At 46.6% G+C, this 26,521-nt stretch carries 35 protein-coding genes; 14 read left to right on the top strand and 21 right to left on the bottom strand.

Annotation, left to right across the window (positions count from 1 at the left end):
* The first annotated feature begins 43 nt into the window (after nucleotides 1–43).
* The 3 genes from ASG02_RS05200 to ASG02_RS05190 are packed head-to-tail and all read left to right on the top strand — an operon-like array spanning nucleotide 44 to nucleotide 2,108.
* Nucleotides 44–478: a MarR family winged helix-turn-helix transcriptional regulator gene (locus ASG02_RS05200; RefSeq protein WP_056061619.1), complete on the top strand. Its 435-nt coding sequence runs from the start codon at nucleotides 44–46 to the stop codon at nucleotides 476–478.
* A 58-nt stretch (nucleotides 479–536) separates the two neighbouring features.
* Nucleotides 537–1,520 carry a ring-cleaving dioxygenase gene (locus tag ASG02_RS05195; RefSeq protein WP_056061617.1) on the top strand — a complete coding sequence of 328 codons (984 nt, stop codon included), beginning with the start codon at nucleotides 537–539 and terminating at the stop codon, nucleotides 1,518–1,520.
* Nucleotides 1,521–1,565: 45 nt separating this feature from the next.
* Nucleotides 1,566–2,108, top strand: a complete 543-nt coding sequence (locus tag ASG02_RS05190) for an NADPH-dependent FMN reductase (protein ID WP_056061614.1) — start codon at nucleotides 1,566–1,568, stop codon at nucleotides 2,106–2,108.
* 62 nt (nucleotides 2,109–2,170) lie between these two features.
* Here the strand turns inward: ASG02_RS05190 and ASG02_RS05185 are convergent, their stop codons facing one another.
* The 3 genes from ASG02_RS05185 to ASG02_RS05180 form a co-directional block, all read right to left on the bottom strand.
* The gene (locus tag ASG02_RS05185) at nucleotides 2,171–2,380 is read right to left on the bottom strand and encodes a hypothetical protein (protein WP_056061611.1); all 210 of its coding nucleotides are present in this window, start codon (nucleotides 2,378–2,380) and stop codon (nucleotides 2,171–2,173) included.
* 75 nt (nucleotides 2,381–2,455) lie between these two features.
* On the bottom strand, nucleotides 2,456–2,626 hold the full coding sequence (locus ASG02_RS15575; RefSeq protein ID WP_156358983.1) for a hypothetical protein: 171 nt from the start codon (nucleotides 2,624–2,626) through the stop codon (nucleotides 2,456–2,458).
* Nucleotides 2,627–2,638: 12 nt separating this feature from the next.
* Entirely contained in the window at nucleotides 2,639–2,983 is a 345-nt protein-coding gene (locus ASG02_RS05180; RefSeq protein WP_056061608.1) for a DUF2200 domain-containing protein, read from the bottom strand.
* A gap of 113 nt (nucleotides 2,984–3,096) precedes the next feature.
* Here ASG02_RS05180 and ASG02_RS05175 point away from each other — a divergent pair, with 113 nt between their 5' ends.
* Complete coding sequence (locus ASG02_RS05175; protein ID WP_156358982.1) at nucleotides 3,097–3,771, top strand: hypothetical protein; 675 nt, start codon at nucleotides 3,097–3,099, stop codon at nucleotides 3,769–3,771.
* Here the strand turns inward: ASG02_RS05175 and ASG02_RS05170 are convergent, their stop codons facing one another.
* Both ASG02_RS05170 and ASG02_RS05165 read right to left on the bottom strand, forming a co-directional pair.
* A complete protein-coding gene (locus tag ASG02_RS05170) occupies nucleotides 3,772–4,800 on the bottom strand; it encodes an ABC transporter permease (protein ID WP_056061600.1) in 1,029 nt (342 codons plus the stop codon).
* Complete coding sequence (locus ASG02_RS05165) at nucleotides 4,800–5,516, bottom strand: ABC transporter ATP-binding protein (protein ID WP_056061597.1); 717 nt, start codon at nucleotides 5,514–5,516, stop codon at nucleotides 4,800–4,802. The genes ASG02_RS05170 and ASG02_RS05165 overlap by 1 nt, the downstream gene beginning before the upstream one ends.
* A 155-nt stretch (nucleotides 5,517–5,671) precedes the next feature.
* Between ASG02_RS05165 and ASG02_RS05160 the strand changes: the two genes are divergently transcribed.
* Entirely contained in the window at nucleotides 5,672–6,259 is a 588-nt protein-coding gene (locus tag ASG02_RS05160) for a TetR/AcrR family transcriptional regulator (RefSeq protein WP_056061589.1), read from the top strand.
* Nucleotides 6,256–6,786 (top strand): hypothetical protein, encoded by a 531-nt coding sequence (locus ASG02_RS05155; protein ID WP_056061587.1) that lies wholly within the window; start codon nucleotides 6,256–6,258, stop codon nucleotides 6,784–6,786. Before ASG02_RS05160 ends, ASG02_RS05155 begins: the two co-directional genes overlap by 4 nt.
* Nucleotide 6,787: 1 nt before the next feature.
* On the opposite strand, the gene ASG02_RS05150 is transcribed toward ASG02_RS05155, so the two are convergent.
* Both ASG02_RS05150 and ASG02_RS05145 read right to left on the bottom strand, forming a co-directional pair.
* Nucleotides 6,788–8,041 (bottom strand): hypothetical protein, encoded by a 1,254-nt coding sequence (locus tag ASG02_RS05150; protein ID WP_056061585.1) that lies wholly within the window; start codon nucleotides 8,039–8,041, stop codon nucleotides 6,788–6,790.
* A 31-nt stretch (nucleotides 8,042–8,072) separates the two neighbouring features.
* Nucleotides 8,073–9,329 carry a hypothetical protein gene (locus ASG02_RS05145; RefSeq protein ID WP_056061583.1) on the bottom strand — a complete coding sequence of 419 codons (1,257 nt, stop codon included), beginning with the start codon at nucleotides 9,327–9,329 and terminating at the stop codon, nucleotides 8,073–8,075.
* Between the two features lie 159 nt (nucleotides 9,330–9,488).
* On the opposite strand from ASG02_RS05145, the gene ASG02_RS15885 reads away from it, so the two are divergent.
* The gene (locus tag ASG02_RS15885) at nucleotides 9,489–9,611 is read left to right on the top strand and encodes a hypothetical protein (protein WP_255344362.1); all 123 of its coding nucleotides are present in this window, start codon (nucleotides 9,489–9,491) and stop codon (nucleotides 9,609–9,611) included.
* A 203-nt stretch (nucleotides 9,612–9,814) separates the two neighbouring features.
* Here ASG02_RS15885 and ASG02_RS05140 read toward each other — a convergent pair whose 3' ends face one another.
* From ASG02_RS05140 to ASG02_RS15660, 10 genes are all read right to left on the bottom strand, one after another.
* The gene (locus tag ASG02_RS05140; RefSeq protein ID WP_056061580.1) at nucleotides 9,815–10,342 is read right to left on the bottom strand and encodes an HAD-IIIA family hydrolase; all 528 of its coding nucleotides are present in this window, start codon (nucleotides 10,340–10,342) and stop codon (nucleotides 9,815–9,817) included.
* Nucleotides 10,343–10,359: 17 nt separating this feature from the next.
* Nucleotides 10,360–12,999: an ABC transporter permease gene (locus ASG02_RS05135; protein ID WP_056061575.1), complete on the bottom strand. Its 2,640-nt coding sequence runs from the start codon at nucleotides 12,997–12,999 to the stop codon at nucleotides 10,360–10,362.
* A gap of 19 nt (nucleotides 13,000–13,018) precedes the next feature.
* Nucleotides 13,019–13,789: a hypothetical protein gene (locus ASG02_RS05130; RefSeq protein ID WP_056061572.1), complete on the bottom strand. Its 771-nt coding sequence runs from the start codon at nucleotides 13,787–13,789 to the stop codon at nucleotides 13,019–13,021.
* A 26-nt stretch (nucleotides 13,790–13,815) separates the two neighbouring features.
* Nucleotides 13,816–14,511 (bottom strand): ABC transporter ATP-binding protein, encoded by a 696-nt coding sequence (locus tag ASG02_RS05125; protein ID WP_082478666.1) that lies wholly within the window; start codon nucleotides 14,509–14,511, stop codon nucleotides 13,816–13,818.
* A gap of 544 nt (nucleotides 14,512–15,055) precedes the next feature.
* Nucleotides 15,056–15,370: a hypothetical protein gene (locus tag ASG02_RS05120; RefSeq protein WP_056061570.1), complete on the bottom strand. Its 315-nt coding sequence runs from the start codon at nucleotides 15,368–15,370 to the stop codon at nucleotides 15,056–15,058.
* 9 nt (nucleotides 15,371–15,379) lie between these two features.
* The gene (locus tag ASG02_RS05115; RefSeq protein WP_056061567.1) at nucleotides 15,380–16,363 is read right to left on the bottom strand and encodes a DUF2268 domain-containing protein; all 984 of its coding nucleotides are present in this window, start codon (nucleotides 16,361–16,363) and stop codon (nucleotides 15,380–15,382) included.
* A gap of 46 nt (nucleotides 16,364–16,409) precedes the next feature.
* On the bottom strand, nucleotides 16,410–16,841 hold the full coding sequence (locus tag ASG02_RS05110; RefSeq protein WP_056061565.1) for a hypothetical protein: 432 nt from the start codon (nucleotides 16,839–16,841) through the stop codon (nucleotides 16,410–16,412).
* Nucleotides 16,842–16,894: 53 nt separating this feature from the next.
* Nucleotides 16,895–17,701: a phosphotransferase gene (locus ASG02_RS05105; protein ID WP_056061562.1), complete on the bottom strand. Its 807-nt coding sequence runs from the start codon at nucleotides 17,699–17,701 to the stop codon at nucleotides 16,895–16,897.
* Nucleotides 17,702–17,800: 99 nt separating this feature from the next.
* Nucleotides 17,801–18,361 (bottom strand): ATP-binding protein, encoded by a 561-nt coding sequence (locus ASG02_RS05100; RefSeq protein WP_162236129.1) that lies wholly within the window; start codon nucleotides 18,359–18,361, stop codon nucleotides 17,801–17,803.
* Nucleotides 18,358–18,768, bottom strand: a complete 411-nt coding sequence (locus ASG02_RS15660; RefSeq protein WP_056061557.1) for a hypothetical protein — start codon at nucleotides 18,766–18,768, stop codon at nucleotides 18,358–18,360. The genes ASG02_RS05100 and ASG02_RS15660 overlap by 4 nt, the downstream gene beginning before the upstream one ends.
* A gap of 157 nt (nucleotides 18,769–18,925) precedes the next feature.
* Between ASG02_RS15660 and ASG02_RS05090 the strand changes: the two genes are divergently transcribed.
* Complete coding sequence (locus ASG02_RS05090) at nucleotides 18,926–19,420, top strand: sigma-70 family RNA polymerase sigma factor (RefSeq protein WP_056061554.1); 495 nt, start codon at nucleotides 18,926–18,928, stop codon at nucleotides 19,418–19,420.
* Nucleotides 19,417–19,872 (top strand): hypothetical protein, encoded by a 456-nt coding sequence (locus ASG02_RS05085; protein WP_056061552.1) that lies wholly within the window; start codon nucleotides 19,417–19,419, stop codon nucleotides 19,870–19,872. Before ASG02_RS05090 ends, ASG02_RS05085 begins: the two co-directional genes overlap by 4 nt.
* 99 nt (nucleotides 19,873–19,971) lie before the next feature.
* On the opposite strand, the gene ASG02_RS05080 is transcribed toward ASG02_RS05085, so the two are convergent.
* Together ASG02_RS05080 and ASG02_RS05075 are read right to left on the bottom strand one after the other, a co-directional pair.
* Nucleotides 19,972–20,355, bottom strand: coding sequence for a GNAT family N-acetyltransferase (locus ASG02_RS05080; protein WP_056061548.1), 384 nt, complete (start codon nucleotides 20,353–20,355; stop codon nucleotides 19,972–19,974).
* Nucleotides 20,352–21,020, bottom strand: a complete 669-nt coding sequence (locus ASG02_RS05075) for an HAD family hydrolase (protein WP_056061546.1) — start codon at nucleotides 21,018–21,020, stop codon at nucleotides 20,352–20,354. Before ASG02_RS05075 ends, ASG02_RS05080 begins: the two co-directional genes overlap by 4 nt.
* Nucleotides 21,021–21,068: 48 nt before the next feature.
* Here ASG02_RS05075 and ASG02_RS05070 point away from each other — a divergent pair, with 48 nt between their 5' ends.
* Entirely contained in the window at nucleotides 21,069–21,905 is an 837-nt protein-coding gene (locus ASG02_RS05070; protein ID WP_235514015.1) for an alpha/beta fold hydrolase, read from the top strand.
* Nucleotides 21,902–22,591 (top strand): alpha/beta fold hydrolase, encoded by a 690-nt coding sequence (locus tag ASG02_RS05065; RefSeq protein ID WP_056061541.1) that lies wholly within the window; start codon nucleotides 21,902–21,904, stop codon nucleotides 22,589–22,591. Before ASG02_RS05070 ends, ASG02_RS05065 begins: the two co-directional genes overlap by 4 nt.
* On the opposite strand, the gene ASG02_RS05060 is transcribed toward ASG02_RS05065, so the two are convergent.
* Nucleotides 22,553–23,416 (bottom strand): sensor domain-containing diguanylate cyclase, encoded by an 864-nt coding sequence (locus ASG02_RS05060; protein ID WP_056061537.1) that lies wholly within the window; start codon nucleotides 23,414–23,416, stop codon nucleotides 22,553–22,555. The genes ASG02_RS05065 and ASG02_RS05060 overlap by 39 nt on opposite strands.
* 138 nt (nucleotides 23,417–23,554) lie before the next feature.
* Nucleotides 23,555–24,073 carry a DUF4256 domain-containing protein gene (locus ASG02_RS05055; RefSeq protein WP_056061534.1) on the bottom strand — a complete coding sequence of 173 codons (519 nt, stop codon included), beginning with the start codon at nucleotides 24,071–24,073 and terminating at the stop codon, nucleotides 23,555–23,557.
* Between the two features lie 196 nt (nucleotides 24,074–24,269).
* On the opposite strand from ASG02_RS05055, the gene ASG02_RS05050 reads away from it, so the two are divergent.
* The 3 genes from ASG02_RS05050 to ASG02_RS05040 all read left to right on the top strand — a co-directional run bounded on the left by ASG02_RS05050 (nucleotide 24,270) and on the right by ASG02_RS05040 (nucleotide 26,491).
* Entirely contained in the window at nucleotides 24,270–24,662 is a 393-nt protein-coding gene (locus ASG02_RS05050; RefSeq protein ID WP_056061530.1) for a hypothetical protein, read from the top strand.
* A 107-nt stretch (nucleotides 24,663–24,769) separates the two neighbouring features.
* A complete protein-coding gene (locus ASG02_RS05045) occupies nucleotides 24,770–25,459 on the top strand; it encodes an ABC transporter ATP-binding protein (protein ID WP_056061528.1) in 690 nt (229 codons plus the stop codon).
* Nucleotides 25,460–25,522: 63 nt separating this feature from the next.
* On the top strand, nucleotides 25,523–26,491 hold the full coding sequence (locus ASG02_RS05040) for an LLM class flavin-dependent oxidoreductase (RefSeq protein WP_056061526.1): 969 nt from the start codon (nucleotides 25,523–25,525) through the stop codon (nucleotides 26,489–26,491).
* Nucleotides 26,492–26,521 lie beyond the last annotated feature (30 nt).

Below are 26,521 nucleotides of genomic sequence, written 5' to 3'. Positions count from 1 at the left end.
AATTAAAGATATATGAATTAAAGATACAAAAGAGGTGAACGAAATGACACGACCGAACCCGAACTTGAAAGCATTAATGGTCATGGTGCGCGCAGTCGACGCGTTACATGAAGTCATCAAGAAGGACGTTGCGCAGTGGGGACTGAACCCGACGGATTTTTCGGTTCTTGAGTTGCTGTTTCACAGGGGCAGGCAACCGATTCAATTGATCGGAAAAAAAGTCTTGATTACGAGCAGTAGCATCACCTATGTCATCGATAAGCTCGAAAAAAAGAATTATGTCTTCCGTAAAGCATGTCCAGAAGATCGGCGCGTGACATTTGCGGAACTGACCTCTAAAGGGCAACAACTGATGGAAACGATTTTTCCGGAGCACGAGCAAGCGATTAATCAAGTATTTCAAGGGATAGACCCGTCTGATCTTGAAGCTTTCATCGAGACAGCCAAAACAATCGGTTATCAAGCAAAAGGTAAATAAATTTTTTTAGACTGATATCTCGAATTCGAGATAATAATGATTAGAGGAGCGATTTTTCATGAATGAACTAAAAGGTATCCACCACGTTACAGCGATTACGAGCAGTGCTGAGAAGAATTATGACTTCTTTACCAATGTCTTAGGTATGCGATTGGTCAAGAAGACCGTCAATCAGGATGACATCCAGACGTATCACTTATTCTTCGCCGATGATAAAGGATCTGCCGGCACGGATATGACATTCTTTGATTTCCCTGGTATCCAAAAAGGATCACACGGGACGAATGAAATCTTCAAGACGGCGTTCCGTGTCCCAACGGATGCCGCACTCGAGTACTGGATCAAACGGTTTGACAAATACGACGTCAAGCACCGTGGTATCAAAGAACAGTTCGGTAAACAGACGCTCTCATTCGTCGATTTCGATGAACAACAATATATGTTGATTTCTGACGAGCACAATCAAGGCATCGCATCCGGCACACCGTGGCAAAACGGTCCGGTGCCACTCGAGTTCGCAATCACGGGACTTGGTCCAATCCACATCCGGATCGCGGAATTCGACAACTTAAAAGCGGTACTCGAACAAGCAATGTTGATGCGCGAAGTCGATCAAGCTGGTTCACTGCATTTGTTCGAGATGGGTGAGGGCGGAAACGGTGCCCAAGTCATCGTCGAGCATAACGTCGTCCTGCCGAGTGGACGTCAAGGATTCGGAACAGTCCACCACGTCGCCTTCCGCGTTGAAGATACGGCTGCCTTACAGGAATGGATCGAGCGGATGCAACAGCTACGCTTCAACACATCGGGCTACGTCGATCGGTTCTTCTTCGAGTCCCTTTATGCTCGCGTCGCGCGCGGTGTCTTGTTCGAGTGGGCAACGGATGGTCCTGGTTTCATGGGTGACGAACCTTACGAAACGGTCGGGGAGAAATTGTCGTTACCACCATTCCTTGAGCCACAACGCGCACAGATCGAACAAATGGTCCGTCCAATCGATACGGTCCGGAGCACTCGGACGATCGAAAAAGAATATCTTTAAAAGAAAAGTAAGCTGACAGCATCTAAACATGAGGAGGAAATGAAAATGGAGAAATTAAACATTGGGATCATCTTAGGATCAACACGTGAAGGACGCCTCAGCCCACAAGTCGGGAACTGGGTCAAACAAGTCGCTTATCAACGGGGTGACGCAAACTACACGATTCTTGATATCGCCGATTACAAATTACCACTCCTTGGTGAAAAAGATGGGGATGCGTCAGGTGCTGCTGCTTGGTCGAAGGATGTCGCGGTGCAGGACGGCTTCGTCTTCATCGTCCAGGAATACAACCATTCCATCGCAGCGTCACTCAAGAACGCGCTCGATTATCTACGCGTCGAATGGAACAATAAAGCGGCAGGGATTGTCTCTTATGGTTCCGTCGGTGGAGCGCGGGCAGCTGAACATTTGCGCGGCATCTTAGGAGAGTTATTGATTGCCGACGTTCGGGTGCACCCGGCGTTATCGTTGTTCACTGATTTCGAGAACGGATCGAACTTAAAAGCGGCAGCCGTTCAAGAAACGTCGGTCAACCAAATGCTCGATCAAGTCATCCCGTGGGCAACGGCGTTAAAAACAATCCGCTAAATCGTGATTGATCCAGAAAACCCCCTCATTTCGAGCTGAAATGAGGGGGTTTTTTATCGTTGTCATGTACAACACGACGTGACGCGGCGCAAATTCTTTTCTTGAATGTAAAGCGTGTGTTGACGGACTTTATAAGGAATGTCAGCCGCTTGAAGACGCTCAAGATAGTGACCAGTCGGAGCGACTGTCCACTTCACATAGGATGTTGCGGCATTTGGTGAGGCGAGACAGATGAGTAGTAAAAGCGGAAGGAGCCATTTTCGAATCTTCAACCGTATACCTCCTTTATTATTTCAAATACTATATTAATGATTTTATTGTTTGAGTCAAAAAATAAAAATCGCGACTCACGTCAACAAAAAATAACTGACCATCAAACCGACTAACAGACCACTAAAGACGAGTCGATAGACAGGTGAACGATGGGTACCTTTGTTTCGTTTCACTTGATAGACGATGAAATAAGCCACACTGATCACTATGATGAGGATGGCTAGTGTACTGAGTATCGTAGACATCAGCATTCCTCCTTATCGTAAAATCTTAGATAATGCTTTTCCTTTTGCCAGTTCATCGACAAGTTTATCGAGAATCCGGATGTTACGGATGTGTGGATCCGTTAAGTTCTCGACTCGAATCCCGCAGATGACACCAGTGACTAAAAATCGACGTTCGTTCAAATCGGGTGCGTGCTCAAAAAAAGCTGCGACGGTTTGGGTTTGTTTTGCTTGTTCGAGTGAAGAGTGCGAATGCCCCGTTAACCAGAACAGAACTTCATCGAGCTCCTCTTGCGTCCGTTGCTTGCGCTCTACTTTTTGTAGGTATACGTTGTACAGCTGTTGCATCGGCATTTGAAATACTTTTTCATAACTCATCTGAATCGCCTCCTTTCATGGTAACATATGGGAAAAGATCTTGTGTTAAGGATTTCGATTTCCTTTTGGAGGTGCAGGATGAAATGAGACGTCGAATGATTGGAATGACTTTCATGATATGCGTATTGCTATTTTTAGGCGTCGTTGGTGTAAAACTGTCGTATCAAGCATTAGTCGATCCTCCGATCGATCAGTCGACGGGAAACTGGGTACATGTCCCGAGCACGATCTTACCGACTAAAAAAGTCATCTATGCGAAAAAAGATTTGATCACAAAGGCACTGAGCTCTTCGAAAAATGGGCACAAAGGATATCGGAAAGAGCCGGATAAGAAACCTGTTGTTAAAGTGGGAAAGGAATCATGGACGGATGCAATCAATCAAATCACTCGCGTGGCTCCTTGGATTGTCGCTCTAGTGATGATCATTTATCTCTATCGTAGACAACGATTCAACCGCATGCAGTGGTCATTCCCCTCGGGGCATCAAAGGAAGCGAACCGATCTATCGCTTCCGCTAACGCCTGAAGTCCAGCTCTCCTTAGAAGACAGTATTCTTGATTCGGAAATTCGTGAAGCGGTGCGTACGTTCAATCGGTCACTTGCTCCAGCGCAGCGACGGCGGACACATGAGACGCTGAAGGAGTGGTTGACACGCTTAGAAGTCACGGTTCCGAGTGAGATGTATCAGCTCGTCCGCTATGCCGACGTGGAAGAGCAGACACTCGATCCCTCTCGACGGACTGCTTTCCTCGAACAGCTTAAGCAAAATCAGACACGGCTCGTGTAATCAGCCGTGTCTTTTTTGGTGTCCGCGATACTTGTTGAGGGCGAGCATATTTAAGAGGAACAGTGCTGCGCCGTAAAGGAATAATCCGAGCCAGTACGGCCAGATGCCTGACCACCCGTTGCCGTAGACGAGCACCTCTTTGATCGCACTCGCTCCGTAGAAAATCGGTGTGATATATCCGATGTTACCGAGTCCGTACGGGATTAAATCGAGCGGAATCAAACCCGAGAAGAAGATCTGCGGAATGATCGTAAAAGGAATCAACTGGACGACTTGTAATTCAGACTGGGCAAAGATCGAAATCGTTGCCCCGAACAAGACTGCGACAACGGCAAGTCCAAGCATCGTCAGAAAGACCCAGATGATCGAGCCTTCAGATGGAAGATCAAGAACGATTGTCGCGTACAGGACGACAAGAATGGCTTGGATGGAAGCAAAAACGCTATAACCGAGCGTATAGCCGAAGATGACGTCGGTTTGGCGAATCGGTGTCATCATCAAGCGCTCGAGTGTGCCACCACTGCGTTCCTTGACGAGTGCCATTGCTGACAAGATAAAGACGAAGAAGAATGAGAACAGCGATAAAAAGACGAAGCCAAGCGCATCAAAGGTCGATTGATCGACATCTCCGTACAGATAGTTCGTCTCGAGTTGCATCGTCGGTTGCAGCGATGCCAGTCCAGCTTGAATCTCGCGTAGTGCTTTCGAACTTTTCGTCGATGGTTCGCGGAGACTTAAGGACAGCTGATTGTCGCTCATCTCTAAGACGACGTCGACCGTTTCGTGATCTTTAAGATAGACGTCCGCATCACTACCGTTATACGTTTTAAGCGACAGATCCTGCTTTTCGATCGCTTGTGAGACTGGAGCTGGTACATCCTGGTCAATGGCGACGACTGGCGTGTAGTCATTGTTTCCAAGTAGGAAATAGATCAAGGTGAAAATTAATAACGGAGCAAGCAAAATCAGTCCGACGCTTCGTTTATCGTTCAACGTTTGACGGATGACCCGTCGTGCGAGTTGCCACATCACGTCACGTCCTTTCCAGCGAGCAGGAATAGTTCTTCAACTTTTCCGTTTTCCGTCTGTGCGAGCAAACGGTCGAGCGGATCATAAGCGATGATTCGACCGTTATAGATCAATGCCGCCCGGTCACATTCATTGATTTCATCCATGACGTGGGTCGAGACGACAATCGTCGTACCTTTCGCACGAATCGCTTGGAATTGATTCCAAATCTGTCGGCGTAACACGGGATCAATCCCGACGGTCGGCTCATCCAGAAATAGAATACTTGGACGATGTAGGATTGAGATGGCAAGGGACAATCGTTTCTTCATCCCACCGGAATAATGACGGACGAGCTTTTTTTGATCATTCGTCAAATCGACGAGCGTCAACACTTCTTCGATTCGTTTTGCTAAGTCCTGACGAGACATGTTGTATAAGGAACCGAAAAACTGTAGGTTCGCAAGACCAGATAAATCCTCGTACAAAGCATCGTTTTGTGGCATGAAACCGATCTCTGATAACATCTTAAAGTTCGGCATCAAGGTGTCACCGACTTGAATCGTCCCAGCATCTGCTTGAATCGCGCCGATCATCAAGCGAATCAACGTCGTCTTACCGGAACCTGACGGACCAAGCAAGCCACAAATCTCACCAGACGGAATCAAAAGATCAATTTTTTGGAGGACGTCCTGTTGATGAAACGATTTCGATACACCGTGTAGTTGTAAATCCATCGTATTCTCCCTCCTTTTTATAAAATAATTATTGAACAACGTGTTGATTAATTTCATTATAAAAGGGAGAGAAACTGGGAGCAATGACCAATTGAAGTCCATCTGTTGCTTAAGCGACATATCCTGACAAACTGTTGAAGAAAGAGGCGATTTCGATGAAAAAACAGGATTTACGCGTTATCCGGACCGACCGGAGGATACGCGAGACGTTCCTTCAGCTGATCGACGAAGTCGGCTTTGACGCCGTGACAATCAAGTTATTGACGGACCGCGCTGAAGTCAATCGCGGGACATTCTATCACCATTACGCCGATAAATACGAATTGCTCGAACGGATGACGAATGAAATCTTTGAAAAGATCGAAGCGACATTTGAACGGGAGATTCCCTTTGTCCTAATCAACAAAACGGAGGACTCTCCGTACCGGCGAATCATTCCGTTTTTGATCTTCCTCTATGAGAATCGGACGCTGATGCGAATCTTGCTCAGTCCGACGAGTGACGGGATGTTTCGGAAGCGCGTCCGTGATTACATGCAACAGATTCTTTTTTCAGGGTTACACGAACAGGGGGAACGACTCGTTCCAGAAGACTATCTCATCGCCTATCTTTCTGCTGCCCATCTCGGTGTCATTGAATCGTGGTTGAGTCATCCGAATGAGACGACCCCGGAAGAGATTGCCCGGATCATCTTTACGATTTCGATGGAAGGACCGTTTCGAGCGGCAGGGTTCCGGCGATGAACTTACAGGAAGTATTAGCCTATATCGTCAAGGCATTACAACAAGAGCAAATTCGCTTCGGCATCGGTGGTTCATTGCTGTTAGCACATCATGGACTGCCTGTCACTCCGCGCGACATCGATCTCGTCGTCGCACTAGAAGACGTTGAACGAGCCATTCAATTGTTATCGGAGATGGGAACTGTCGTCGAACACGATGAGACGTCATTGTACGCGACACAAGTGTTTCAGGAATTCATCATTCATGATATTGATCTCGATCTGATGAGCGGACTGCGGATTCGCCATGATGAGGGAATCTTCGTCTATCCATTTGCTGAACAAACGATTAATGAGACCGGACCTCCATTTATGTCACTCGTCGATTGGTATGTCATCTATCAATTAATCCCAGGACGAGAACAAAAAGTCGTGATGATTGAGCACTGTCTTGCTGATCAGGAAGTGGACCGAGAACGACTCGAACAACTGAGACGACTTAATCTCCCGCAAGACGTAAACAATCGGATAGATCAATGGCTGAACTGACTCATAAGTCGCGCATTAAAACGACTTCGTTCGTTGCCGGTAAGTAGGCATGATTCGAGTCAAGCAGTCCGCAGAGAACGTACTGATCGAGCGTCTGGTCGAAAACATAATAGGGCTTTAATGTCACATAAGGCATGAGTGCGTCACGTATGGCTTCTTTGGGCACGCTATTAGGCAACGGTTGTGACGAGTCATGGTAGAGCGCGATAATCGACTCGTTATCAACGAGTAAGCTGACTTCGTAAGTTTCTTCAATCAGGAGAATCGTCAAACGACGTTTATGAGCGAGATTTGGGTCGTCATGTGTCCAGCGTACTTTCACGTTAATGAATGGAAAATCCCGATAGATTTCCTGAATCGTCCACGCTCCTGACTCTTCAGGATACTCCGCGGCGATGACGTCTTTAGCAATTGATTGACAAGTCGTCAGTGTCTCATCGGTCAACGGTCGGTAATCCGGATGTGATGTTTGAGCTTCGGCATCGAGTGCCGTGGCGGCGTCTCTCCGCTTAATCAATTTGCGCGTGTAGGAGAACATAGATGGCTTGTCCCATGTCACGATCTCGTTCAGGGCAACGGACGAAGTGTCTGGATCACTAAAGGGATACGTATGCGAGCCATCTTGAGAAACAAAGATTTCTTCGATTGTATGCGCCTGTATTCGTTGTTGCTCACCAGGAGCTGAAAAGAACCGTATCTGTTCTGTAATGATCGGTGTGATTTGAACAGGTGACAGTGAAAACGATTCAGTCGGATAATTGTTGCTCAGGGCGGGGGTTCCATACACACTGAAAAAATCAAGCGCTCCGTCGTCCGTCAATTCAAGCGAAATGATAAGACCAGGGAAGAGGCGAATCCCGTTATGACAGCTGACATACTGATACAGCGAATCTTGATGCGTAAGTAACATGAATTGCTGGTCGAATGTCATTCCTAATTCTTGCTCAAGCCAATCAATCCGGATGTCTGAATCACGTAAATCATCTGGAACCGAATGAATCGTGACATCACCATGTTTGTTGATTGATGTCGTTCGTCGTGTAGCTGTATCGACTTGGATCTCAATCGTACCGTCTGGATAACTCTCGTCTTCAGACCATGGACCGTGCAGAATTGGGAACCAACATGTCTCAAACGAATACTGAGTTTCACCATGAATTTTTTCGCGGTGATAGAAGGATTCATGTAGGAAATAATCGTTCAGTTGATATTTATCTTGGATATGGGAGATTAAATCTTTCGTTAATGGATGCAATGTGTTCACTCCTTTATTATATGAATTCACTTTAAAGATCTCGTAATAAAATGACCTTATTTGTTGCGGGTAAGAAAACATGATTCGAGTTGAGCAAGCCACAAAGAACATAGTGACCTTTTGAAGCGTCAAATACATAACGCGGTGTGAGAGACAAGTACGGATGTAGTGCGTTGAAAATGATGTCTTGCTGATGATCTTCGAGCTCCGGTACGGTAACGGAAGCAAACACGGTTTGGAGTTCCTGATTGTCGACCAAGTCAATCCAGTGAAGTGTTTTTGCGTCAAGGAGAATCGTGATGCGTCGATGCTGATCGACATAGGACGTCGGATGCGCGTGTGACAACGTGACAGCAAGGTAGGGATCTTGTCGGTAAATGTGCCGAAGCATCCATTGTCCGGAATCGGCAGAATACTCGTTTTGTATGATGTCTTTGATCACGGCGCGACAAGCGTCCGCAGTCTCCTGCGGAATCGGACGAAAATCCGGATGTTCGGTCTGCGTGATCACGTCATTCGCGGTCACGGTTTCTCCAGATTGAAACGGATACCGTTCATGCGTCTTAGACGATAAACCTGTCCAAGATAACACATCATTCACTTCGATGGATGATGTGAAATCTAGTTTACTTGGAACAAGGATAGACGCTTCTTGCGTCACGAACGCCTCAGCGACGGTATGCGCGTATTGATTTCCTGTTTTAGGGTAGGAAAACCATTTTATTTGTTGTTTGGTTAGCGATTCAATTTCCTCAAGTGTTAAGGTGAAAGATTTTGATTCCACTCGGTGATCAAGCGGATGAGGACCGTATATGAACAACTCGTCGAGTTGACCATTTTCCGTTAACGTCAGATGGATGAAGCAACCGGGAGACAGCCGGACTCCGTCGTAACAACTCACATAACTGAAAAAAGTTTCGTCGTCTTTTTCGAGTATGAAATGTGTACCATGGATCATGCTGGTTTCTGACTCGAGCCAAGCGATACGAGTGCTGATATCACGTAAGTCGTTCGGTACGGAATGAACCAGGATCTGACCGTGTAAGGATAACGTTGTCGTTCGTTTCGTGACAGGATTTATCGCAATCTGCACCGTTCCTTCAGGAAGCATCGTGCCATCCTCTTCCTCGATGACCGATGTACCACGCGGAATCCAGAACGTTTCGAAAGAGTAACCGGTTTGGTCGTTCATTTTGTTTTGCGTGTAGGACGATTCATAGAGCACATAATCAGTTAAATGATATTTCTCGAGCATATAATCAGTCAGCTGTTTCGTTAAAGCATGCATCGTATTCACCTCTATTTCGTACGTTCAGTGTAACGTGAATCTCCTTGTGATGAAGCGGAATTGAAAATTATTACATAATTGTAAGGCTTAGAATATAGATTAATGTAATATTATAGTGAAATAAATATAAGGACCATTGAAACGTAGGAGGAAACAAAAGTGTCAGATTTTAGTCTAGCAATGAATCTTTTATTTGGGAGTGTCCATCTCATTCTTATGGCGATGGCGATCCCATCAATCATCTATGCACTCTATCTATTACGAAAAATCGCTAACAAATGATTGCAGGAACTTTTTGGTAAGAACAAGAAGACAGTTTAAGTACCCTCGCATCATCAAAAGGAGACGGTAGCATGTCATTTTGGACATGGTTTGCAATCTTATTTGTGTTAGCGAACAGTATCTTCGTAGCTTCTCAATAGAAACGTTCCAAGAAATAACAAAAGGCGCGACTTCCGTTTACGGAATTGCGCCTTTTCGTTTATTCAGTTTTGCTTGTCGAGCCAAGCGATTGCCTCTGCCAAGTCGTCGGTGATATAGTCGACGTTTGCTTGATCCATCCGGTCAGCGTAATCACGAATGGAGCTCTCTCCGGCACCGGTTCGGACTAAGATTTTGATACATCCGGCGTGTGCAGCTGCCACCATATCACTCCAGCGGTCCCCAATGACGACACATTGCTCGAGTCGGAGATCGTGTTTTGCTTGTGCTTGCCATAATAAATTTGGTGATGGTTTGCGACAGGTGCAGTGATCTTCCGCTGCATGCGGACAAATCAGCGTATCATCAAAGCCGAAGCCCTGTAATTCTGTTCGAAAATCCTCTTCACGCGCGAATCCTTTTGAGATACCAGGTTGATTCGTAAACGCAATCAATAACATACCTTGGTTACGTAAGCGTTCTATTAGTGAAGCGACGTGAGGGAATAACGTAAACGTTCCGGGATAGTGGACGGTGTTATCTCCACCAATCGTTCCGTCTCGGTCAAAAAATATTGCTTGAATAGAATTCATGTGCACAACTCCTTAGTTTACGAAGCATCTTTCAGTTCTTGGTACGGTTGAACACGTGCTGCCAATTGTGCTGGGATGAAGGCGGCGATGACACCGAACAAAATCGGTAAGGCAAGCGACACGCCAATCAGCAACGGTTCATTCCACGGGACGAGATCATACAGGAAGTAAATCGTCGTATAAGCGACAATCAGTCCGACGATGCCGGAAATCAGACCAACAAGGAATCCTTCGAGCACGATCAACTGCCGGATTGCGCCGTTCGTCCAGCCGAGTGCTTTTAAGACGGCGAGAGATGCGCGGCGATCGGTGACGTTTTGCCACATGATCTCTCCCGTCGTTAAAATAGCGATCGTGATCGCAACACCCATCGTCACATAATGCATTGGTCCGACTTGCAGAGCGACGAATTGACCGAGCCATGATGTATAGAGAACACCTTGTAAATGGAACGTGACGTACAGGAAGAACGTCAGCAAAGCCGTTGGGAGAGCGATCGAGAGAACGGACAAGCTATTGCGTTTCCATTTCCCGATCAGTTCCTTCAGTGCGAGCGTCATCGTCGAGCGGAGCTTCAGTCCGACGCGAGCTGCCTTCGCATATTCACCGGTCTTGATCGCTTCATATGGTGAGATCCGGCGAATCGTCCACGCCGACCAGACAGCACCTGCAAGGTAGATGACGAGACTGAATAGGGCAATCCAAACAAGACTCCAGCCGTTCATCGCTTCGTTCCGAACGAGCGAGAAAATGCCTTCGACGATTAAGGCAATCGTCGAGACGAATCCGGCTAGGATGGCTGCCTCAATCAAGATGATTTTATAGAGATCCTTCGTCCGCCAACCGAGTGCGAGCAAAACAGCAAACTCTTTCCGGCGCGCGAGCATCGAGACGTAGCTCGTTGCAAGGACATAAACGATGGCGACTGCGAGCATCGCAAAGATGACTCCTGAGAAACCGACACTCGTCTCACGGAAAATCGTCATCGCGGCACCGATATGGATCCACGGCTGTTCGATCCAGCCGAGTGTCTTGCCGTCATCAACGACTTTCGTGACGACCGGTTGCGGAGAGGAACCTTTAGTGATCGTGACCATTAAGCCAGTTTGCTGTTCAATTTGTTGTTTCACGTCTTGGAGTAGTTGCTCCGATGCTTCACTGACGGTCGAAGCGCCTTTGATTTTAAGGCGAATCGAAGAAATGGCTTGTTCACCATTGACTGCTCGCGCGCTGTCAATCGTCGTCAGGATGTTTGGAGAACTCGTCAACAGTCCGACGGGATTACCAGACGTATCAATCGATTTCGCTGGGTTGACAGGTTCCCCCTTCGCATCTAAAACAAGATCGGCAGACGAAGGACGATAAGTTTCCATTGGTAACTCGTTCAGCGGGTCTTTTGAGACCTTGATGTTTTTCGGATCGTACAGACCAACGACTTTAAATTGTAAAAATGGAAAGCGGACATTAGATGAGCCTGGTTCTGGTTTTTTAACCTTTTGTCCCATCGATGTGAGGGAGCGAAATCCTTTATCTGAAATAAGTTCCTTCTCAACACCGATTCCTGAAATTCGTGTCGACGTCGCGGATACTTCGAAAGCGTTGCTCCATCGGCTTGTAAATGGACTAAGCGTTGATTGGAATTGAAGAGGGCCAGATTGATAAACCAATTGTCCTCCTTCTGCATATTCAGAATCCGTTTGTAAGCTGTTCGTTTTTTCAACCATCGTTCGCAGATAGGTTTCTTCTACTTTAGCGGTTGGGATGGAAAGGTGTTGAATACTCTTAGCGGGATAAGAGGCAAGAGGAGAATTGATAATAGACCGTTTTGGTTGTGTTTTGATGACCTTATCAATTAGTTTTTGCTGGTCTTGTTCGGTTTGATAAGGAGCATCGAGACGTTCGATATCATAGTCGTAACTTCCTCCCTTATTAAAAGAGTTCGGATTCACTAAGATCGGGATGATATTTTGATTATTAGCCGCGTCTGACTCATGGTGATCAGTCGAATTGAAGTATCGGGATTTGTTCGTCGTACGTACACTCTTGTCCAGACCGACCAACCGTGCTTCTTCTTTTGGATCAATACCGACGATCAGGACTGGATTTCTAGCGACAGCCGTTGAAAAACCATCAATTTGTTCAGAAATGAATGAAGCGTTCTCAGGAACTTGAACTTTTGTTCCTTGAGCAAGATGAAGCACAGTTTTTGATTGTTGCTCTTTCTTGAAGCCGTTTTGAATATAAGTGGTTTCTGTAAAACGATAGATTCCCGGTGTGGAAGGAATTTTAATCGCTTTTTCAAAGGAAACGTTAGACATGACATGCCCCATGACAGCGACCGGAGCTGCAATTTCAATGTCGTTCATTTTCTTGATGGTTTCGTATTGTTTAAACGAAATCCCACCATTGATCCCATTGAGATAATTCGGTTCGAGTAAATTATTTGATTCCGTCGACATCTGGCTGCCTTTTGGTCGCACAACGATATCATAAGCAGACGACCATTTCTTTTGTAACGTCTGTTCGACCGTTCCTTGACTGGAGTCGGTCAAGTTGAACATTAAACTGAGCCCGGCACTGATGATCAGGGCACCGACGAGCGTCAGGGTGAATTTCCCGCGCTGCCGAAGCCATTGATTGATGACGAAGCGTAACATATGTAGTCTCCTTTGTAGTTTAGTGGGAGAGCTTTGTCTTTAAATAACGCGCAAGATCTTGTTCGAAATGATGAATCGCTTGTGCATCGAGTGCTTCTACTTCTGCTTGCGCCGCGTAGCGGGTGACGAAATAAGGTGAGAGTGGCGTCACCAGGTGAATGCGATCTGTCCAGTCTGTCAACGATTCATGGCTTCGTCGCTTGAGGGCGAGTGGTAAGCGTTGATTAAAATCAAATAGCATCAGGCGTAGTGATTGTTCTGGCGGAGTGAGTACCGACTGAAGATTTGTTTGCCGAATGGACGTTTCAGACGATGCTTGGATCCAGCGGGTTGATTCACTTTCAAATTCTCGTGGTAGTGATGAACGTCGCCGACGATGAAAAATCCGGTATCCTACGAAAGCAACCAGTACAAGTACAGCGGTGAAGAATATCATTTTGTTAGAGGAGGATGTGCTTTCTACAACATTCATAATCGAAAATGGAGGAAGGTCCTTTACTTTTCGATCGCGTGGTGTGCCACCCGTACTTTTATTTTGATCATCGGACTCACCTAAATCGATGCCGTCTTCTCTCTCATCGATTTTGTCATCGAAATTACAACTATTTTTTGTGAAGAATAAATTGGATAAGTCGTTATGATTACATCCCCTCACGATCGTCGTCTCTTGTTCCGAGAAGTCCGCATTCCGAAACGCTTCATACGCAGACTGCGTCGATACGGACAACAATAGAAAAACGACAATAGAGCCAATGAAACTCGCAATCAGTTTGCTTCGAAACGTTTGCATCGCAGACACCTCCTCATAAACAGTACTTAGACACTTTGCACCGTGCGTTTTCGGCGGTCTTCGACGATCCGACCATCCTGCATGAAGAGAATTCGGTCAGCGCGTTCGGCGAGTTCTAAGTCGTGTGTGACAAATAAAACGCCACATTTGGCTTCACGATGCAGTTCTAGCAACAGTTCAAAAATCGCGTCACCGGTCATGGAATCAAGATTACCAGTCGGCTCATCTGCAAGAATCCATTGCGGATGATGCAACAAGGCGCGGGCGATTGCCACCCTTTGTTGTTGCCCGCCGGATAGTTGAGCAGGTAAAGCATTTCGTTTGTCGTCGAGTCCGACCCGATCGAGCAGCTCGAGGATTCGCTCGTCTTGATTAAACGACGTCTTTTGTTTTAACAAGGCGACCTTTAGGTTTTCAGACACCGTCAGTGACGGTAGGAGATGAAACTGCTGGAAGATGAAGCCGATCTCTTGCGAGCGGAATTGTGATAACCGTTTGTTTTTCCAAGACGTAATGTCCTGTCTGTCATAGAGAATCTGACCGGACGACGGACGATCGAGCGAACCAAGGAGACTAAGGAACGTCGATTTTCCGGACCCGGACGGACCGACGAGTGCCGTTACTTCCGATTGCAAAAATTGTCCGTTTAGTTGATGCAAGACATCGGTCCGGGCACCGCTTCGCTCGAACGAGTGCGAAACATCTTGAAAGGTAATATTCATGTGACCACTCCTTTTACATAATTTGGTTAAATATAGTGTATTATTTTTAGAAAATTTTGTCTATTGTGTTTTTATTTTCGAAATCCTTACTCATTTATGTTTTTCTTATAACTTCTCTCTAAGATTGGATTAACCCCAATCTAGGGAGATATTTAAAATGAAACGAAGACGTAAGAAATGGCTATGCATTAGTAGAAGAATCATGCTGAAGCTCCTGTGAATTGATACCACCATCTTTTTAGGACGATGAGAGGCGTAAGGAACGAAAAGAGTAGTGGAGTCGAAGACATTAAAAATATTCTTCTACTTCTCAGGAACGACAGTGGACGAAGAAATTACTTCGACTTGTCCTTGATTTACTTGGCGTGTCCGTCGATCCTCAAACGAATTATCGCTTCACCTGAAGATGAGGTAACGATTGAAAATCATCCGGATCAAGGAACTAGCATGACAATTATGTTGATGATGCACGAGCTTCAAGCATGATGACATAAAAAAGAAGCACGAACTCACACGAGTCATCGTGAAAAGCAGCGCTCCTTTTTTATGTTTCTAGTCTGATATGAATTGCTCGTAATTGTTTTTTCAAAGCCGTTCTCGCTAAAGGTTCACCCTTTCCTGTACCAGGCTCAAAGGCATAAGGGCTAAAGACTTTAGCACCTTCTTTGAGCCAGTTTGAGCGATACAAGTCATGTGTCTCACTTCTCGATAAAAAGATACCGTCCTCGATTTCGACATTATCGTCTACTCCGAACTGAAAGCCGCAGCAAGAACAAATTTCAAACGAAGCGTCACCATTTTCGTCATAAGCAACGTCGTCCATTTGCGCATATCCGCAGACGGGACATATGTATTTCATGAAAGCACCTCATTGTTCAAGAATCTTTTGATACGTGTACCCTTTTAAGATATCTGCTTGATTCGTATAGGTCCAGTCAGCAATGGACTGATCTGGATGCGACTCAAAATAGTGATTGAGGATATCACGTCCCAAAATGTAGTTACTCCAGCGAGGAATCTCTTTTTGTTTGTTACCTACGACGAAGTCGAGTTGTGATACTTCATAGCTGTTGACCAGATGTACGACATGTTTCTTCGTTGCTTCATCCATTTCGACATTCCATGGAGGCGAGACGCCTTTGACGATTCGGTCGGCAAAGGCATCTGCCTTTCCTTCGACGATGACGGAATTAAGAGTCGTACTTAAACTAAAATCAGGTGTATCCTTGAGGACTAAGTGATGATATTCGTGTGCCGTCGAATATGCCAGGATGTCTTTATCGTAGTTTGTATCCAGATAGAGAATGAATGCATCTTTATAGGCTGCTCCTGTAACACCTTTCATTGACTGAAGATCGAAAGAGGATTCAGGATTAACCGGAGCGACGATGATGGTACTTTTCTTTTTGGGAAGGATCTTATGAGAAGCGATGTAATTTTTTTTAATGATTTTTGTAATGTCATCTTGTTGTTTCATCAAGTTCTCGATTTTGTCGAGTAGCTCTTGTTCGTACACGGTTGATTGCAACATTGGGAAACCTTTCAAGTCGGCTGTCGCAAACTGCTCCTTTTCCCCGATTTTGTCGATATAGCTTAAGATATATTTCGCATAATTCTTTTTATCTTCTTCAGGATCATTGTTTTTTAAGGACGATTGTAGATATTGTTTGTATGGTTCATAAAGAAAAACAATGTTCAATTTACTTTCGGCATCGATTTTTACAGATTCGTATTTTACTTTTGTACTCTTTGATAACAGTTCAGTAGTGGGTTGTGTTGTCTTTTGCTCCTCTGTACAAGCAGATAAAAGCAGAAGGGGAGCAGTTAAAAGTAATATCAGTGATTTATTCAATATACGTTCATCCTCCTTTTTTATGATGTAACAACTGCTTTCTATATCAATACTCTTTCGTCATATGATCAACGACGATCGGATCGCTGTAGGACAAAATGTAAAAATCCTGTTCATGCGTCCTGACAGCAAATAAGTGCAAGTCTCCCCGTTCAGTATAGACTTCATCCGTTTTCATAAACTTCGCAGCAAAATCACCGAACATCGATTCTTTTGACTTCACGACTGGATACGGGTTCCGAAGTTTCTCGTCGATGATGCCATGCTCTTGTAACGTTCCTAGGAAGACGGCGTACTTTTTAAAACGCATCAAAAAGTAATCACGCGAAGGATCGTTGATTATAAGCTTGAACGCTTCGTCAGCCCCATAAAAATAGAAATCAATCGCATAATGATCATTTGCCTTTAGCGACATCTTATCCAGTTCAAGTTCGTATTCTTCAGTCGTCAGTAAAAAATCAAGATCAATCGTTTTCACGGGAAATCACTCCTCTATGAAGATCACGGACATCTAACGTGAAAGATAAACTGTTATTTTTCTGATGAATCTTTATCGATGAACCATTTCGTACCATGTTCCGCGATGAAACGATGTTCTGCTCGATAATGTGTATCGTGACCCTCTTCTTTCATCTTCATGAAGGCAACATCGCCGTCGACAGCTCGTTGATCAATCAACAGATATAGCGCTTCGACGCGCAACAATAACATCGGTAGCAATTCGGAACGCGGACCTTCATAACCATAAGCATCAAGGAATCGACTCACTCGTTCGGCGAAGCGTGCATCATCTTGCTCCGGTGAATAGGCAAGAACGGATCCGTCAGGTGCTTGGCGTCTACTGCTGAGCGGGACGAACGTATAGAGCGCGTAGACGATATCCCATGCACGTGGTCCGGGTGCTGCAAAATCAAAGTCGATCACGCCACTTAGACGTTGATTCTGAAAAATCGTATTATAGACAGCAAAATCATTGTGACAGATGACTTCGTATGGAATAGGGGTGTTGATCAATGGCTCCCAGTCACTGGTTTCGAAGTCGACTGTAGCGTCATGATACTGGCGCATCAGATGTGCGACATCGTCCAACACATCGTCTTGCCACATGTATGCTTTTAGCGGATAATCGGCCGTTTCGCCAGGGAGGAAGGTCAGGATCTCTCGATTTTGTTCATCGATGCCGACGAAACGCGGAACACCGGATAGATGTTTCGCTTCTAAATGGCGTAATAGACGGTGAACATTTGGACTGTTCTCATTTTGTGTACGATAGACATAGTTGCCTTTTTGATAGACAGCAGAGACATTTCCGCCAGTCAATCGTTGTTCTTCAGACATGAGTGTTCCTTCTTTCTTTTGTAATCGGTTACATATCGGCTAGTCTTTTTGCATGCGTTGATGAAGAAGCGAGTGCTTTACGCACGATTGTCATGTTCTTCAATCAGTCGACACCGCATCGAAGAGAGCATCAAGCGTCGGATTCGTGACATGGTCGAGGAATGTGTCAACGTCTTCCGTCGAACGAAGACGAACGATTTTGTCCGCTTCACCGGAAACTGGCGGCTCGATTCGTTGACGCTGATAGATGTCGTAGTACGACGAGTCGCCACGAATTTCTCGTCCATCGCGTTTGGAGTGAGTCAGTCGGTTTGAAAGGATGGCTTCGGGTAAATCGAACCAGACGAGGATCGAGCGGAACGTCGAACGGGGAAATTGATTTAACAGCTGTTTCCGACCGGTCCGTGTAGTGTTGGCATTACATAAAATGATTGTCTCAAAGGAGGAAGTAATCGCCTTCTCGATCAACCATCCCGTCAAGTCATGTTTGATCTGATTCGATCCTTCTGTTGGAACGAGGTCTGGATAATGTTCGAGCAAAAAACGTGCTTGAAGATCCTGATCGATGACAAGGCTTGCTGGTAGACGTTGAGCAAGCTGTCGTGCGAACGTCGTTTTCCCGGCATGGGTCGGTCCAATCGTCAACAGGACGGTCCTCATGACGTCAGTTGTTCTTCCGGTAAGCGATCGGCGAGAATCTGCGCGAGCCAGTCTTCTTTCGTTCCGAAGCAAGGAGTCGTTCGCCCGATATGATAAAACGTACTGGCCAATGGTCCGGTGAAGTAGGTCGCATTCGGCATACATAAGTAAATCGGGCGATTCGTCGCGAGCGCAATCCCGAGTTCGACGTGACTACTTTTTCCTGCTGGTAACACGAGGACGAAGGCGTCCGCTTGCTTGACAGCCTCGAATTCCGCAAGACCAATTTTTCTTAATGCTTCAGAATCTTCTGCCCGGTCGTTCTTCGTCCAGTCGTATGTTAAATCGTGACCACGCAAGCGGAGTTCATCCCGGAGCCAGCGGACGGTCAAAATGTGGTCAAAGCGAGAAGCGATATAGAGTTTCATTCGTCGTACATCCTCCTTTTTTATCTCTCTGTGTCCCATCCTATCGAATTCATTCACTCAAGAAAAGGGAATTATAAGAAAAATTTGAAAAAAATGAAACTTTTTAAATGTGTTGCGTATCTAATAAGGGGTGATTGCAAAAGAGGAGGATGCCGATGTGTTTCGAAAGTCAGGTGCAGCATTATCCGATGCTGCTTTTGAAGCAGCTTTATTCGCAGAAGAAGACTATGTGTATCGCATTTCCTTCATTTATCTGAAAGAGGAGACGGCAGCGCTTGAGAACGTCCAAGAGGTCGCGTACCGGGCATGGCGTGGGCGAAAGAGTTTACGGGATGCTTCGTATTTTAAGACATGGTTGACGCGCATCACGATGAATTGCGCTTTCCAGCAACATCGAGCGTCGTTTCAGCCACTCGCGATCGAACCGAGTCAAACGACGTCGTTTGAAGAGCGTCTCGTCGATCGCTTGTACTTGGACGATTTACTGGATGTCCTTGAGCCGACCGAGCGCTCGATCGTCTACTTCCGGTATGAAGAAGATTTGTCATTGCAAGAGATTGCGCAAACCTTCAATGTGCCACTGAGTACGATCAAAAGTACGTTGTACCGCGCACTCGAGAAAGTACGACGACAGAAGGGGATGAGTCTATGAATCACGAGCCAAAATTCTTGATCGACGTACCGTCATCCGTCAGGCAACGAACAATTCAGGGTATCCGCAAAGCGAAACGGCGCCGGCGCTCGGTACAAGCTGTTTGCCTCGCAGCAGGTCTGACGATCATCGGCTTTAGTTCCTTGCATGAGACCGTTCCCGAGCAATCGTCGCAATCGATGGTAGTCGGCATGTATTATGATGAACAGTTTTACACAATAGCAAAAAGAATCACGGATCCAGACTGGCAACAGCTGAAAGGGAAGCGAATTGGCGTTACTGACGATGTCTTGACCGATACGCAACTGGAACAGGACACATCTGATTTTGCGTCGAACCTTGATGCGTTTACCGTCTATCAAATCAAGGTCGATCCGGTATCCGAGCACGTGCTGGTCGTTGGTGAGGAAGAGGGCCGAGAACGGGTAATGATTTTGTCGCCAACACAGTAAGTGAACAGTGGCATTCGACTGGAACACGAAACAGCCCATCACTTTTATCAGGAGATGGGCTATAACGTGACGAGCACGAGTTAATCGAAGTCGTTCACGTCATCGAGATTGACGGAATCCATAGAAAGCACGAAATCCTTGCTCTTCATAGAAAGTAGCGGATTGACGAGTTGCCAGTAAATCAATTCGTGTCGGGTAGGTGTGCTTCAGGTGATCGAGCAACCGTTGTCCGTACCCACGCCTGCGTGCCTCGCGGCTGACGAGGAGCTCGCAGACAAACGTTGTCACCGAACCGTCCGTCAAAGCACGGACATAAGCAAGGACTTGTCCGTCGCACTCGAGGACGTAAGCGGCATTCGCATTGATCCATGCTTCACGCGTCCGCTCTTTCTCAGCGACGAGATCCTGCCACCCTTCTAATTCGTTCAAGCGATGAATCTGCTCAAAATCTTCAGGTTGGAAACGGCGAATCTGTTCAGTCATAGATGAGTCTCCTTTGGAATAAGATTGTGTAACGGAAGCGGCAACTGGTGCCAGTCCGAAAATTGAGTGTCGGTCAACGCAACATCGCCCGTGCGCTTCCAAATCGTCTGCATACCGAGCGCTCGCGCCGGTAAGATATCGTGATCGTAGTTGTCTCCAACAAACAGCACCTCTTCTGGACGAACACTTAAACGTTCTGTCACACGTAAGAAAAACCCCGGATCCGGTTTACGTAAGCCTTCTTGCTCCGAGGTTCCGATCTGCGTAAAGGCAGAAGTGAGTCCAATCGCGTCAAGGACGGCACGTTGAAACAACGTTCTACCGTTCGAGAGCAAACCAATCGGTAGCTCGGGCGGTAATTGCGCAAAAAAGGTAGTAACGCCAGGAAAGCTCCGTGCGAAAGTCGGATAACGCGTCACGTAGTCGTGTAGCAGTACTTCAATAGAAAGTGACAACTGAAAGCGAGTAATCATTTCGGCGTAAACGACATCCTTCCAAACCCGTCCGCCTTGATCAAGCTCTAAGAAGACGCTGACGTATTCGTCTAGCGCAATAGGCGAGATTTGAGCTGAAAAACGCTCATATTGGTTCTCGAGAAAGGAGGGAAGAGACCCGCTCCGGTCATGTAATGTCTCGTCTAAATCAAACAATAGCGCACGAATCAAGATCAACAACACCTTTCATACTATAGAGGAGTGATTTCATTGGAACGAATGATTCAGCAACAAGAGAAACAAGTGACGTACTATGATAACGGTTCAACAGGTCGACCATTGTTGTTATTACCCTCGCTCGGTGGGACGTATCAGGACTGGTCGGACATTTTGACAAATTTAGTGCCAGACTACCGAGTCGTCAGCTTCCATCCGCACGAATGGTCGGACGATTATATGGACGGAACGACCGGCATCTTACGCCAAATCGACCAGTTTCTCAGCGCAACGAATATCACGATCCCGGTCACACTCGTCGGACATTCCTACGGTGGTCTCGTCGCACAAGCTTTCGCTTTACATTATCCGGAACGTGTCGCCGGTCTCGTCCTTGTTGAGGCGACGTCCGTTGACTTAGAAGAACTTGATCAGCTCGATACACCGACGCTCGATAAGGAAGGGGACGACGCCGTCTGGATCGAACGATTCGCGGAATTAGCGACAGCAACTGATTTACGTGACCGTTTCCCGGACGGGGATGACCGTACGGATTGGAACCCAGCGTATTACCGGGCGATGCATGCGATCATTTCAAAGTGGAAGAGTGATGCGAAGGCGCTTCAGCCACTCATGCGTGACCTTGGGTTCCCGATGACCGTTCTCGGTCGGGATAAAACGAACTCAATCCAGACGATGATAGCAGCCGGTTTTCCGGAAGATGAACTCGAACGAATGGAAAATAAATGGCAGGAATTAATACGGCGACAGGCGAATCTATCCTATCAGGCGAACGTGACGTTCGTTCCGGGAACATCGCACCTGATGAATCGCGATCGTCCGGACGTCATCGCAAACGCGATATTGACACTACATCAATTTAAGGAGTTTACCGTATGACACGTATGTACGTATTGCATGGTTTAATGGGGACGGCAGCAACACACTTTGCACCACAGCTATCCGCTTTAGCGGATGATTTTACGTTCATTCCGATTGATCTGCCTGGTCACGGAATGACGACGGAGCCGGCAACGGAGGATTACTTATCACAAGCAACACGTGCCATCCGCGAACGGATGGCACAGGAAGGTCCAGGATGGATTCTCGGGTTGTCGCTCGGCGCGACGCTTGCGATGCAACTGGCACTCGACCCACCGGACGAACTCGAAGGTGTATGTATCACGGGTTTTTCACCATTCATTCCTAAAGCGATGGAACCGCTGATGCGCGAACAACGAGAGTTTTTCCTTAACATCGATCAGCAAGCACCGGAAATTGCCGACCAATTTGAACAGTTGCATGGTCCTGCCTGGAAAACGACAGCACGGGCAGTCCTCGATTTGATGACGTTCCGTTTCCCGGCACTGACGGAAATGATGTTGCAGTCGATCACCTTGCCGGTCGTCATCCTAAACGGAACGAATGAAACGTACGAAGTCGACGCAACCGCGTTCGTTGCGGAACACGTGCCGAACGTCATCGTCTTACCGGTCGAGGAAGCAGGGCATACGGCAAATCTCGATCAACCAGAACGCTTCAACGCCTTACTGCTTCAAGCGCATCAATCCATGCTGGCGACCTAAGCGTTTTTTCATCTTCTCTTGATACATCCGTGCATCTGCCTCATGCAGGACGTCGTCGATCCGGCGTCCTGTTGTCGCATGAACGGCACCGATCGCGAGTCCAATCTCGTGCGTCGCGAACGTCGAGCGGACGTGTTCGACGAATGCCTCAAACGTGTCAATCGACGGACTATCGTCGATCAAGACGAATTCATCACCACCGATCCGGTAACCATGATCTGTTAAGCGGCGGATGCAAAGTCCTGTTTGTTCAAGCAAGGCGTCACCGACCGCGTGACCGAACCGGTCGTTAAGATCCTTTAGTTCATTCAAGTCAAGCAGAATCAATCCATACGTCGCCTTCTTTTGATCGAGATCGCGGACAGCTTCGTTGAAGGCATGGCGATTCCCAAGCCGTGTCAAGGCATCGATACGGTATTGATCGAGTAATGCCTGTTGTGATTTCAACTGTTCGTCAATGTTACGGATCACCCCTTGGATGGCAACGATCTGTCCATTTTCGCGAATCGGTGTCGCATATTCTTCGAACCAGACGTACGTCCCGTCATTTGTCCGCCAGCGTTGCCGAAACGGCTGATCGTAGTCACAGTCGCCCGAAATCTTCGACATCAAGACTTCGATGTCTTCCGGATGAATCCGCGCGAAACACTGATCCGGATCCATATAGCTGGCTGCTGCCACTCCCTTGCCGATATGGTCATCGAGGGACGGACTGATATATCGGAATCGATATTCCGGATGGACTTCAAACACGTAGAAGATATCTTTACATAACGCAATTGTATCCGGTTGTTGCTGGTGGAATAACCGGAAACTGAGCAACATTAAAAGACTACCTATAACCAATCCCAATACAAATATGACGTCCACCTCCTGTACTCAACGTCCATCATATCACGATTGGGTATTATTCCCTATTATTGTGAAAAACCGCTTCGTTTAGACTACGAAGCGGTTTTTGGTTTATTCCAATTCAAGTAAAACACGGAATCCGCGGCTCGCATAATAGGAATCCACTCCGTTGTGATAGATGAATGTCGTCTCATAACGACGATCTCCAAACAAAGCGCCACCTTTTTGACGAATCACGTCTGGTGTTGCGAGCCAACTGGAGGTCTTTTCGTCAAACGAAAACTGTGTCTGAAGTTCTTGATATTGTTCTGGTGTCAACAGGTCGAGATCAAGTGCTTCAATCATTGACTCGACGCTAGCTTCGGGCGCATTTTTCTTTCGACCGAGTCGAGCGACTTCGTCAAAACAAACGCTTCGTCGACCAGCTGGACTCTCTTTGACCGTATCGATGATGACGAATCGTCCATCAAGGTTTACGATATTCGGTTCTCCTCCTGTTTGTTCCATCCAAGCGAGTGCTTCTCGTTTTGAAGGTGTCAGGCGTGACTCGACCTCAATAAACGAAAGACCATCGTGGTAATCAGGTGTAGCTTCAAAGCGATCACGAAACACCGTTAATTGTTCATCCATCGATAAAACCTCACTTTCTTAGTCCGTTTTTTTCATTATTCTATGAATTCGTTCTCATTGCAATCGTACATAGACTGAATAAGTCAATCTGAAGATAATTGACAAATGAAATCGAACTACCTACACTAATTGTACATATTTGGTTTCTGTCACGATCGCGTGTACAGGAATAACATTCAGGAGAGGAGCCAACCGTATGCGCTGGATCAGTTATGCGGCTGTTGTGACGATTCTTTCGTTCTTAGCGTTCACGGCGTATTCGTTCCTGACGACGATTGACTTTGAGATCGTCTATCAGTTCGGGACGTTTGCGATGACGTTATCCTATTTTATCTTTGGGTTACCGATGTTATGGATTGTCCGACATTATCCATTGCCCCTTCGGCTGCTTATCTACGTGACGACGAGTAGCGTCGTTCTGTTTTTGTTCATTGGTCTATATGAAGTGTGGCACGAAGCATCGCTGTCTCCACTACCATCAATCGGTAGCATGATTCAGTTCACGACTCTTGCATGTATATTGTTCGTCTTACCGTATGAGATCGTCTATCGTAAAAATTTCGTTTCTATTCAACCGAGAGTTTCCTGACAGTATTCTTGTTCCATAAGAGTACTGTTTTTTATTTCCTTTCATTTAGAAGGAATTACCAATCTATTCTTGAATAGTACGTTATCAAGAATAATGGAGGGGTACATATGGAAGGAACATTTCAATGCAAACAGATGGGAAAATCATTTTCAGGAGACGGCGTCGAGACACATGCGTTACAAGACATCGACGTGACACTTGAGGCGGGCGACTTCATTTCGATCATCGGACCTTCGGGATCTGGAAAATCAACGTTACTCAGTCTAATCGGCACGCTCGATCGACCGACGAGCGGGGAGTTGCATTATGACGGGAAACCAATCAACAAATTGAACAGTAAAGAATTATCCGACTTTCGCTTCGAAAACATCGGCTTCATCTTCCAGCAGTTTCACTTGATTCCGACGCTGACGGCGCTTGAAAATGTCATGGCGCCACTGTTCGGTCGGAAAGTACCGTATGATAAAAAAGAACGCGCCGAGCAGTTACTCGCGCAAGTCGGTCTCGCCGATAAAGCAGGCAGTTTGCCGTCGCAACTTTCCGGTGGACAACAACAACGGGTCGCCGTTGCCCGAGCACTCGTTCATGAACCGAAATGGTTGCTTGCCGATGAGCCAACAGGGAACCTCGATACAGATACGGGAGAAATCATCTTCAATCTTTTACGGTCATTAAACGAAGAGAAAGGGTGTGGCGTCTTGTTTGTCACCCACGACCCGGCACTTGCGGAACGGGCGAATCGAACGATCGAGATGCGAGACGGCGTTATTATCGAAGATCGTCTCGTCCGTTTCTGAGCCTCGTTTTTGAACTCCGTTCCTCCACCCTTTACACTTAAGAGGGTAGAGGAGGAATGCGTGATGCGACTAGGAATACTGGATCAAGTACCATTGCATGAGGGCGATACGGTCGAAGCGACGATGGAAGCGACGGAACGACTCGTCTTAGAAGCCGAGCGACTCGGTTACGAACGGTACTGGTTCGCAGAACACCATAATACGAACGGTTTGCTCAGTGCATCACCGGAGTTGTTCATTGCCCGAATGGGTGCGCAGACTTCAAAAATCAAACTTGGTTCAGGTGGAGTGTTGTTACCGCAATATCATCCGCTAAAAGTGGCCGAGAGTTTTGCAACACTCGACGCCTTTTATCCGGGACGGATCGAACTTGGGATTGGCAATTCTCCAGGTGGAAGTGAGCGGACACGACTTGCTTTGACAGATGGTGAAAAAAATCGAGCAGCTGAGTTTAATCGACTCGTTCAGGAAACGGCTGGATTCTTGACAGATAGTCTATCAAATCGACACCCATACCGGATCGTCAAGACGACACCGCGTGATCGACAAGCGTCTCCGATCTCAATCCTTGGTCTGTCGCCACGTAGTGCGCAAATTGCTGCAGAACAAGACCGTGGTCTCGTTTTTGGTCACTTTATTAATCCAGATCGTTGGGAAGAGACACTTTCCACTTATCGTGAGGCAGGAGGAACAGACGTCATCGTCTGCATTTTCGTCATCTGTGCCCCGACGCAAGAAGAAGCAGAACGTCTCGCTCGAACTCAAGATGCCTGGATTCAAGGCGTTCGACTCGGAAATTCAATCGTTCCGTCGTTTGCCTCGACTGAAGCAAAAATCTGGAATGACGTTCAAGCGGAACGTATCCATAAAGATCGACGGCGAGCGATTGTCGGTACACCGGACGTTGTTGCGCAGGAGCTTGAAGCATTAGCAACGCGTTATCAAACAGATCAGTTTTTACTCATCAACAATGCCTTTGATCAAGAAAAGCGATTGCAGTCGTACCAGCTCATCGCGGAGCGACTTCTTTAAACAAAACAGGACCCCTCATTAGCTGTTTTG

It is taken from the genome of Exiguobacterium sp. Leaf196, assembly GCF_001423965.1.
Taxonomy (GTDB): domain Bacteria; phylum Bacillota; class Bacilli; order Exiguobacteriales; family Exiguobacteriaceae; genus Exiguobacterium_A.
The sequence above is the reverse complement of the archived record's forward strand: the minus strand, read 5'-3'. Positions and strand labels throughout refer to the sequence as shown.

Bases quoted from the DNA above. Each gene is read 5' to 3' on its own strand.
- ASG02_RS05200 (WP_056061619.1), top strand. From the start codon at position 44: ATGACACGACCGAACCCGAACTTGAAAGCATTAATGGTCATGGTGCGC.
- ASG02_RS05195 (WP_056061617.1), top strand. From the start codon at position 537: ATGAATGAACTAAAAGGTATCCACCACGTTACAGCGATTACGAGCAGT.
- ASG02_RS05190 (WP_056061614.1), top strand. From the start codon at position 1,566: ATGGAGAAATTAAACATTGGGATCATCTTAGGATCAACACGTGAAGGA.
- ASG02_RS15575 (WP_156358983.1), bottom strand. From the start codon at position 2,626: ATGTCTACGATACTCAGTACACTAGCCATCCTCATCATAGTGATCAGT.
- ASG02_RS05180 (WP_056061608.1), bottom strand. From the start codon at position 2,983: ATGAGTTATGAAAAAGTATTTCAAATGCCGATGCAACAGCTGTACAAC.
- ASG02_RS05175 (WP_156358982.1), top strand. From the start codon at position 3,097: ATGATATGCGTATTGCTATTTTTAGGCGTCGTTGGTGTAAAACTGTCG.
- ASG02_RS05170 (WP_056061600.1), bottom strand. From the start codon at position 4,800: ATGTGGCAACTCGCACGACGGGTCATCCGTCAAACGTTGAACGATAAA.
- ASG02_RS05165 (WP_056061597.1), bottom strand. From the start codon at position 5,516: ATGGATTTACAACTACACGGTGTATCGAAATCGTTTCATCAACAGGAC.
- ASG02_RS05160 (WP_056061589.1), top strand. From the start codon at position 5,672: ATGAAAAAACAGGATTTACGCGTTATCCGGACCGACCGGAGGATACGC.
- ASG02_RS05155 (WP_056061587.1), top strand. From the start codon at position 6,256: ATGAACTTACAGGAAGTATTAGCCTATATCGTCAAGGCATTACAACAA.
- ASG02_RS05145 (WP_056061583.1), bottom strand. From the start codon at position 9,329: ATGCATGCTTTAACGAAACAGCTGACTGATTATATGCTCGAGAAATAT.
- ASG02_RS05140 (WP_056061580.1), bottom strand. From the start codon at position 10,342: ATGAATTCTATTCAAGCAATATTTTTTGACCGAGACGGAACGATTGGT.
- ASG02_RS05135 (WP_056061575.1), bottom strand. From the start codon at position 12,999: ATGTTACGCTTCGTCATCAATCAATGGCTTCGGCAGCGCGGGAAATTC.
- ASG02_RS05130 (WP_056061572.1), bottom strand. From the start codon at position 13,789: ATGCAAACGTTTCGAAGCAAACTGATTGCGAGTTTCATTGGCTCTATT.
- ASG02_RS05125 (WP_082478666.1), bottom strand. From the start codon at position 14,511: ATGAATATTACCTTTCAAGATGTTTCGCACTCGTTCGAGCGAAGCGGT.
- ASG02_RS05120 (WP_056061570.1), bottom strand. From the start codon at position 15,370: ATGAAATACATATGTCCCGTCTGCGGATATGCGCAAATGGACGACGTT.
- ASG02_RS05105 (WP_056061562.1), bottom strand. From the start codon at position 17,701: ATGTCTGAAGAACAACGATTGACTGGCGGAAATGTCTCTGCTGTCTAT.
- ASG02_RS05100 (WP_162236129.1), bottom strand. From the start codon at position 18,361: ATGAGGACCGTCCTGTTGACGATTGGACCGACCCATGCCGGGAAAACG.
- ASG02_RS15660 (WP_056061557.1), bottom strand. From the start codon at position 18,768: ATGAAACTCTATATCGCTTCTCGCTTTGACCACATTTTGACCGTCCGC.
- ASG02_RS05085 (WP_056061552.1), top strand. From the start codon at position 19,417: ATGAATCACGAGCCAAAATTCTTGATCGACGTACCGTCATCCGTCAGG.
- ASG02_RS05080 (WP_056061548.1), bottom strand. From the start codon at position 20,355: ATGACTGAACAGATTCGCCGTTTCCAACCTGAAGATTTTGAGCAGATT.
- ASG02_RS05070 (WP_235514015.1), top strand. From the start codon at position 21,069: ATGATTCAGCAACAAGAGAAACAAGTGACGTACTATGATAACGGTTCA.
- ASG02_RS05065 (WP_056061541.1), top strand. From the start codon at position 21,902: ATGACACGTATGTACGTATTGCATGGTTTAATGGGGACGGCAGCAACA.
- ASG02_RS05060 (WP_056061537.1), bottom strand. From the start codon at position 23,416: ATGTTGCTCAGTTTCCGGTTATTCCACCAGCAACAACCGGATACAATT.
- ASG02_RS05055 (WP_056061534.1), bottom strand. From the start codon at position 24,073: ATGGATGAACAATTAACGGTGTTTCGTGATCGCTTTGAAGCTACACCT.
- ASG02_RS05050 (WP_056061530.1), top strand. From the start codon at position 24,270: ATGCGCTGGATCAGTTATGCGGCTGTTGTGACGATTCTTTCGTTCTTA.
- ASG02_RS05045 (WP_056061528.1), top strand. From the start codon at position 24,770: ATGGAAGGAACATTTCAATGCAAACAGATGGGAAAATCATTTTCAGGA.
- ASG02_RS05040 (WP_056061526.1), top strand. From the start codon at position 25,523: ATGCGACTAGGAATACTGGATCAAGTACCATTGCATGAGGGCGATACG.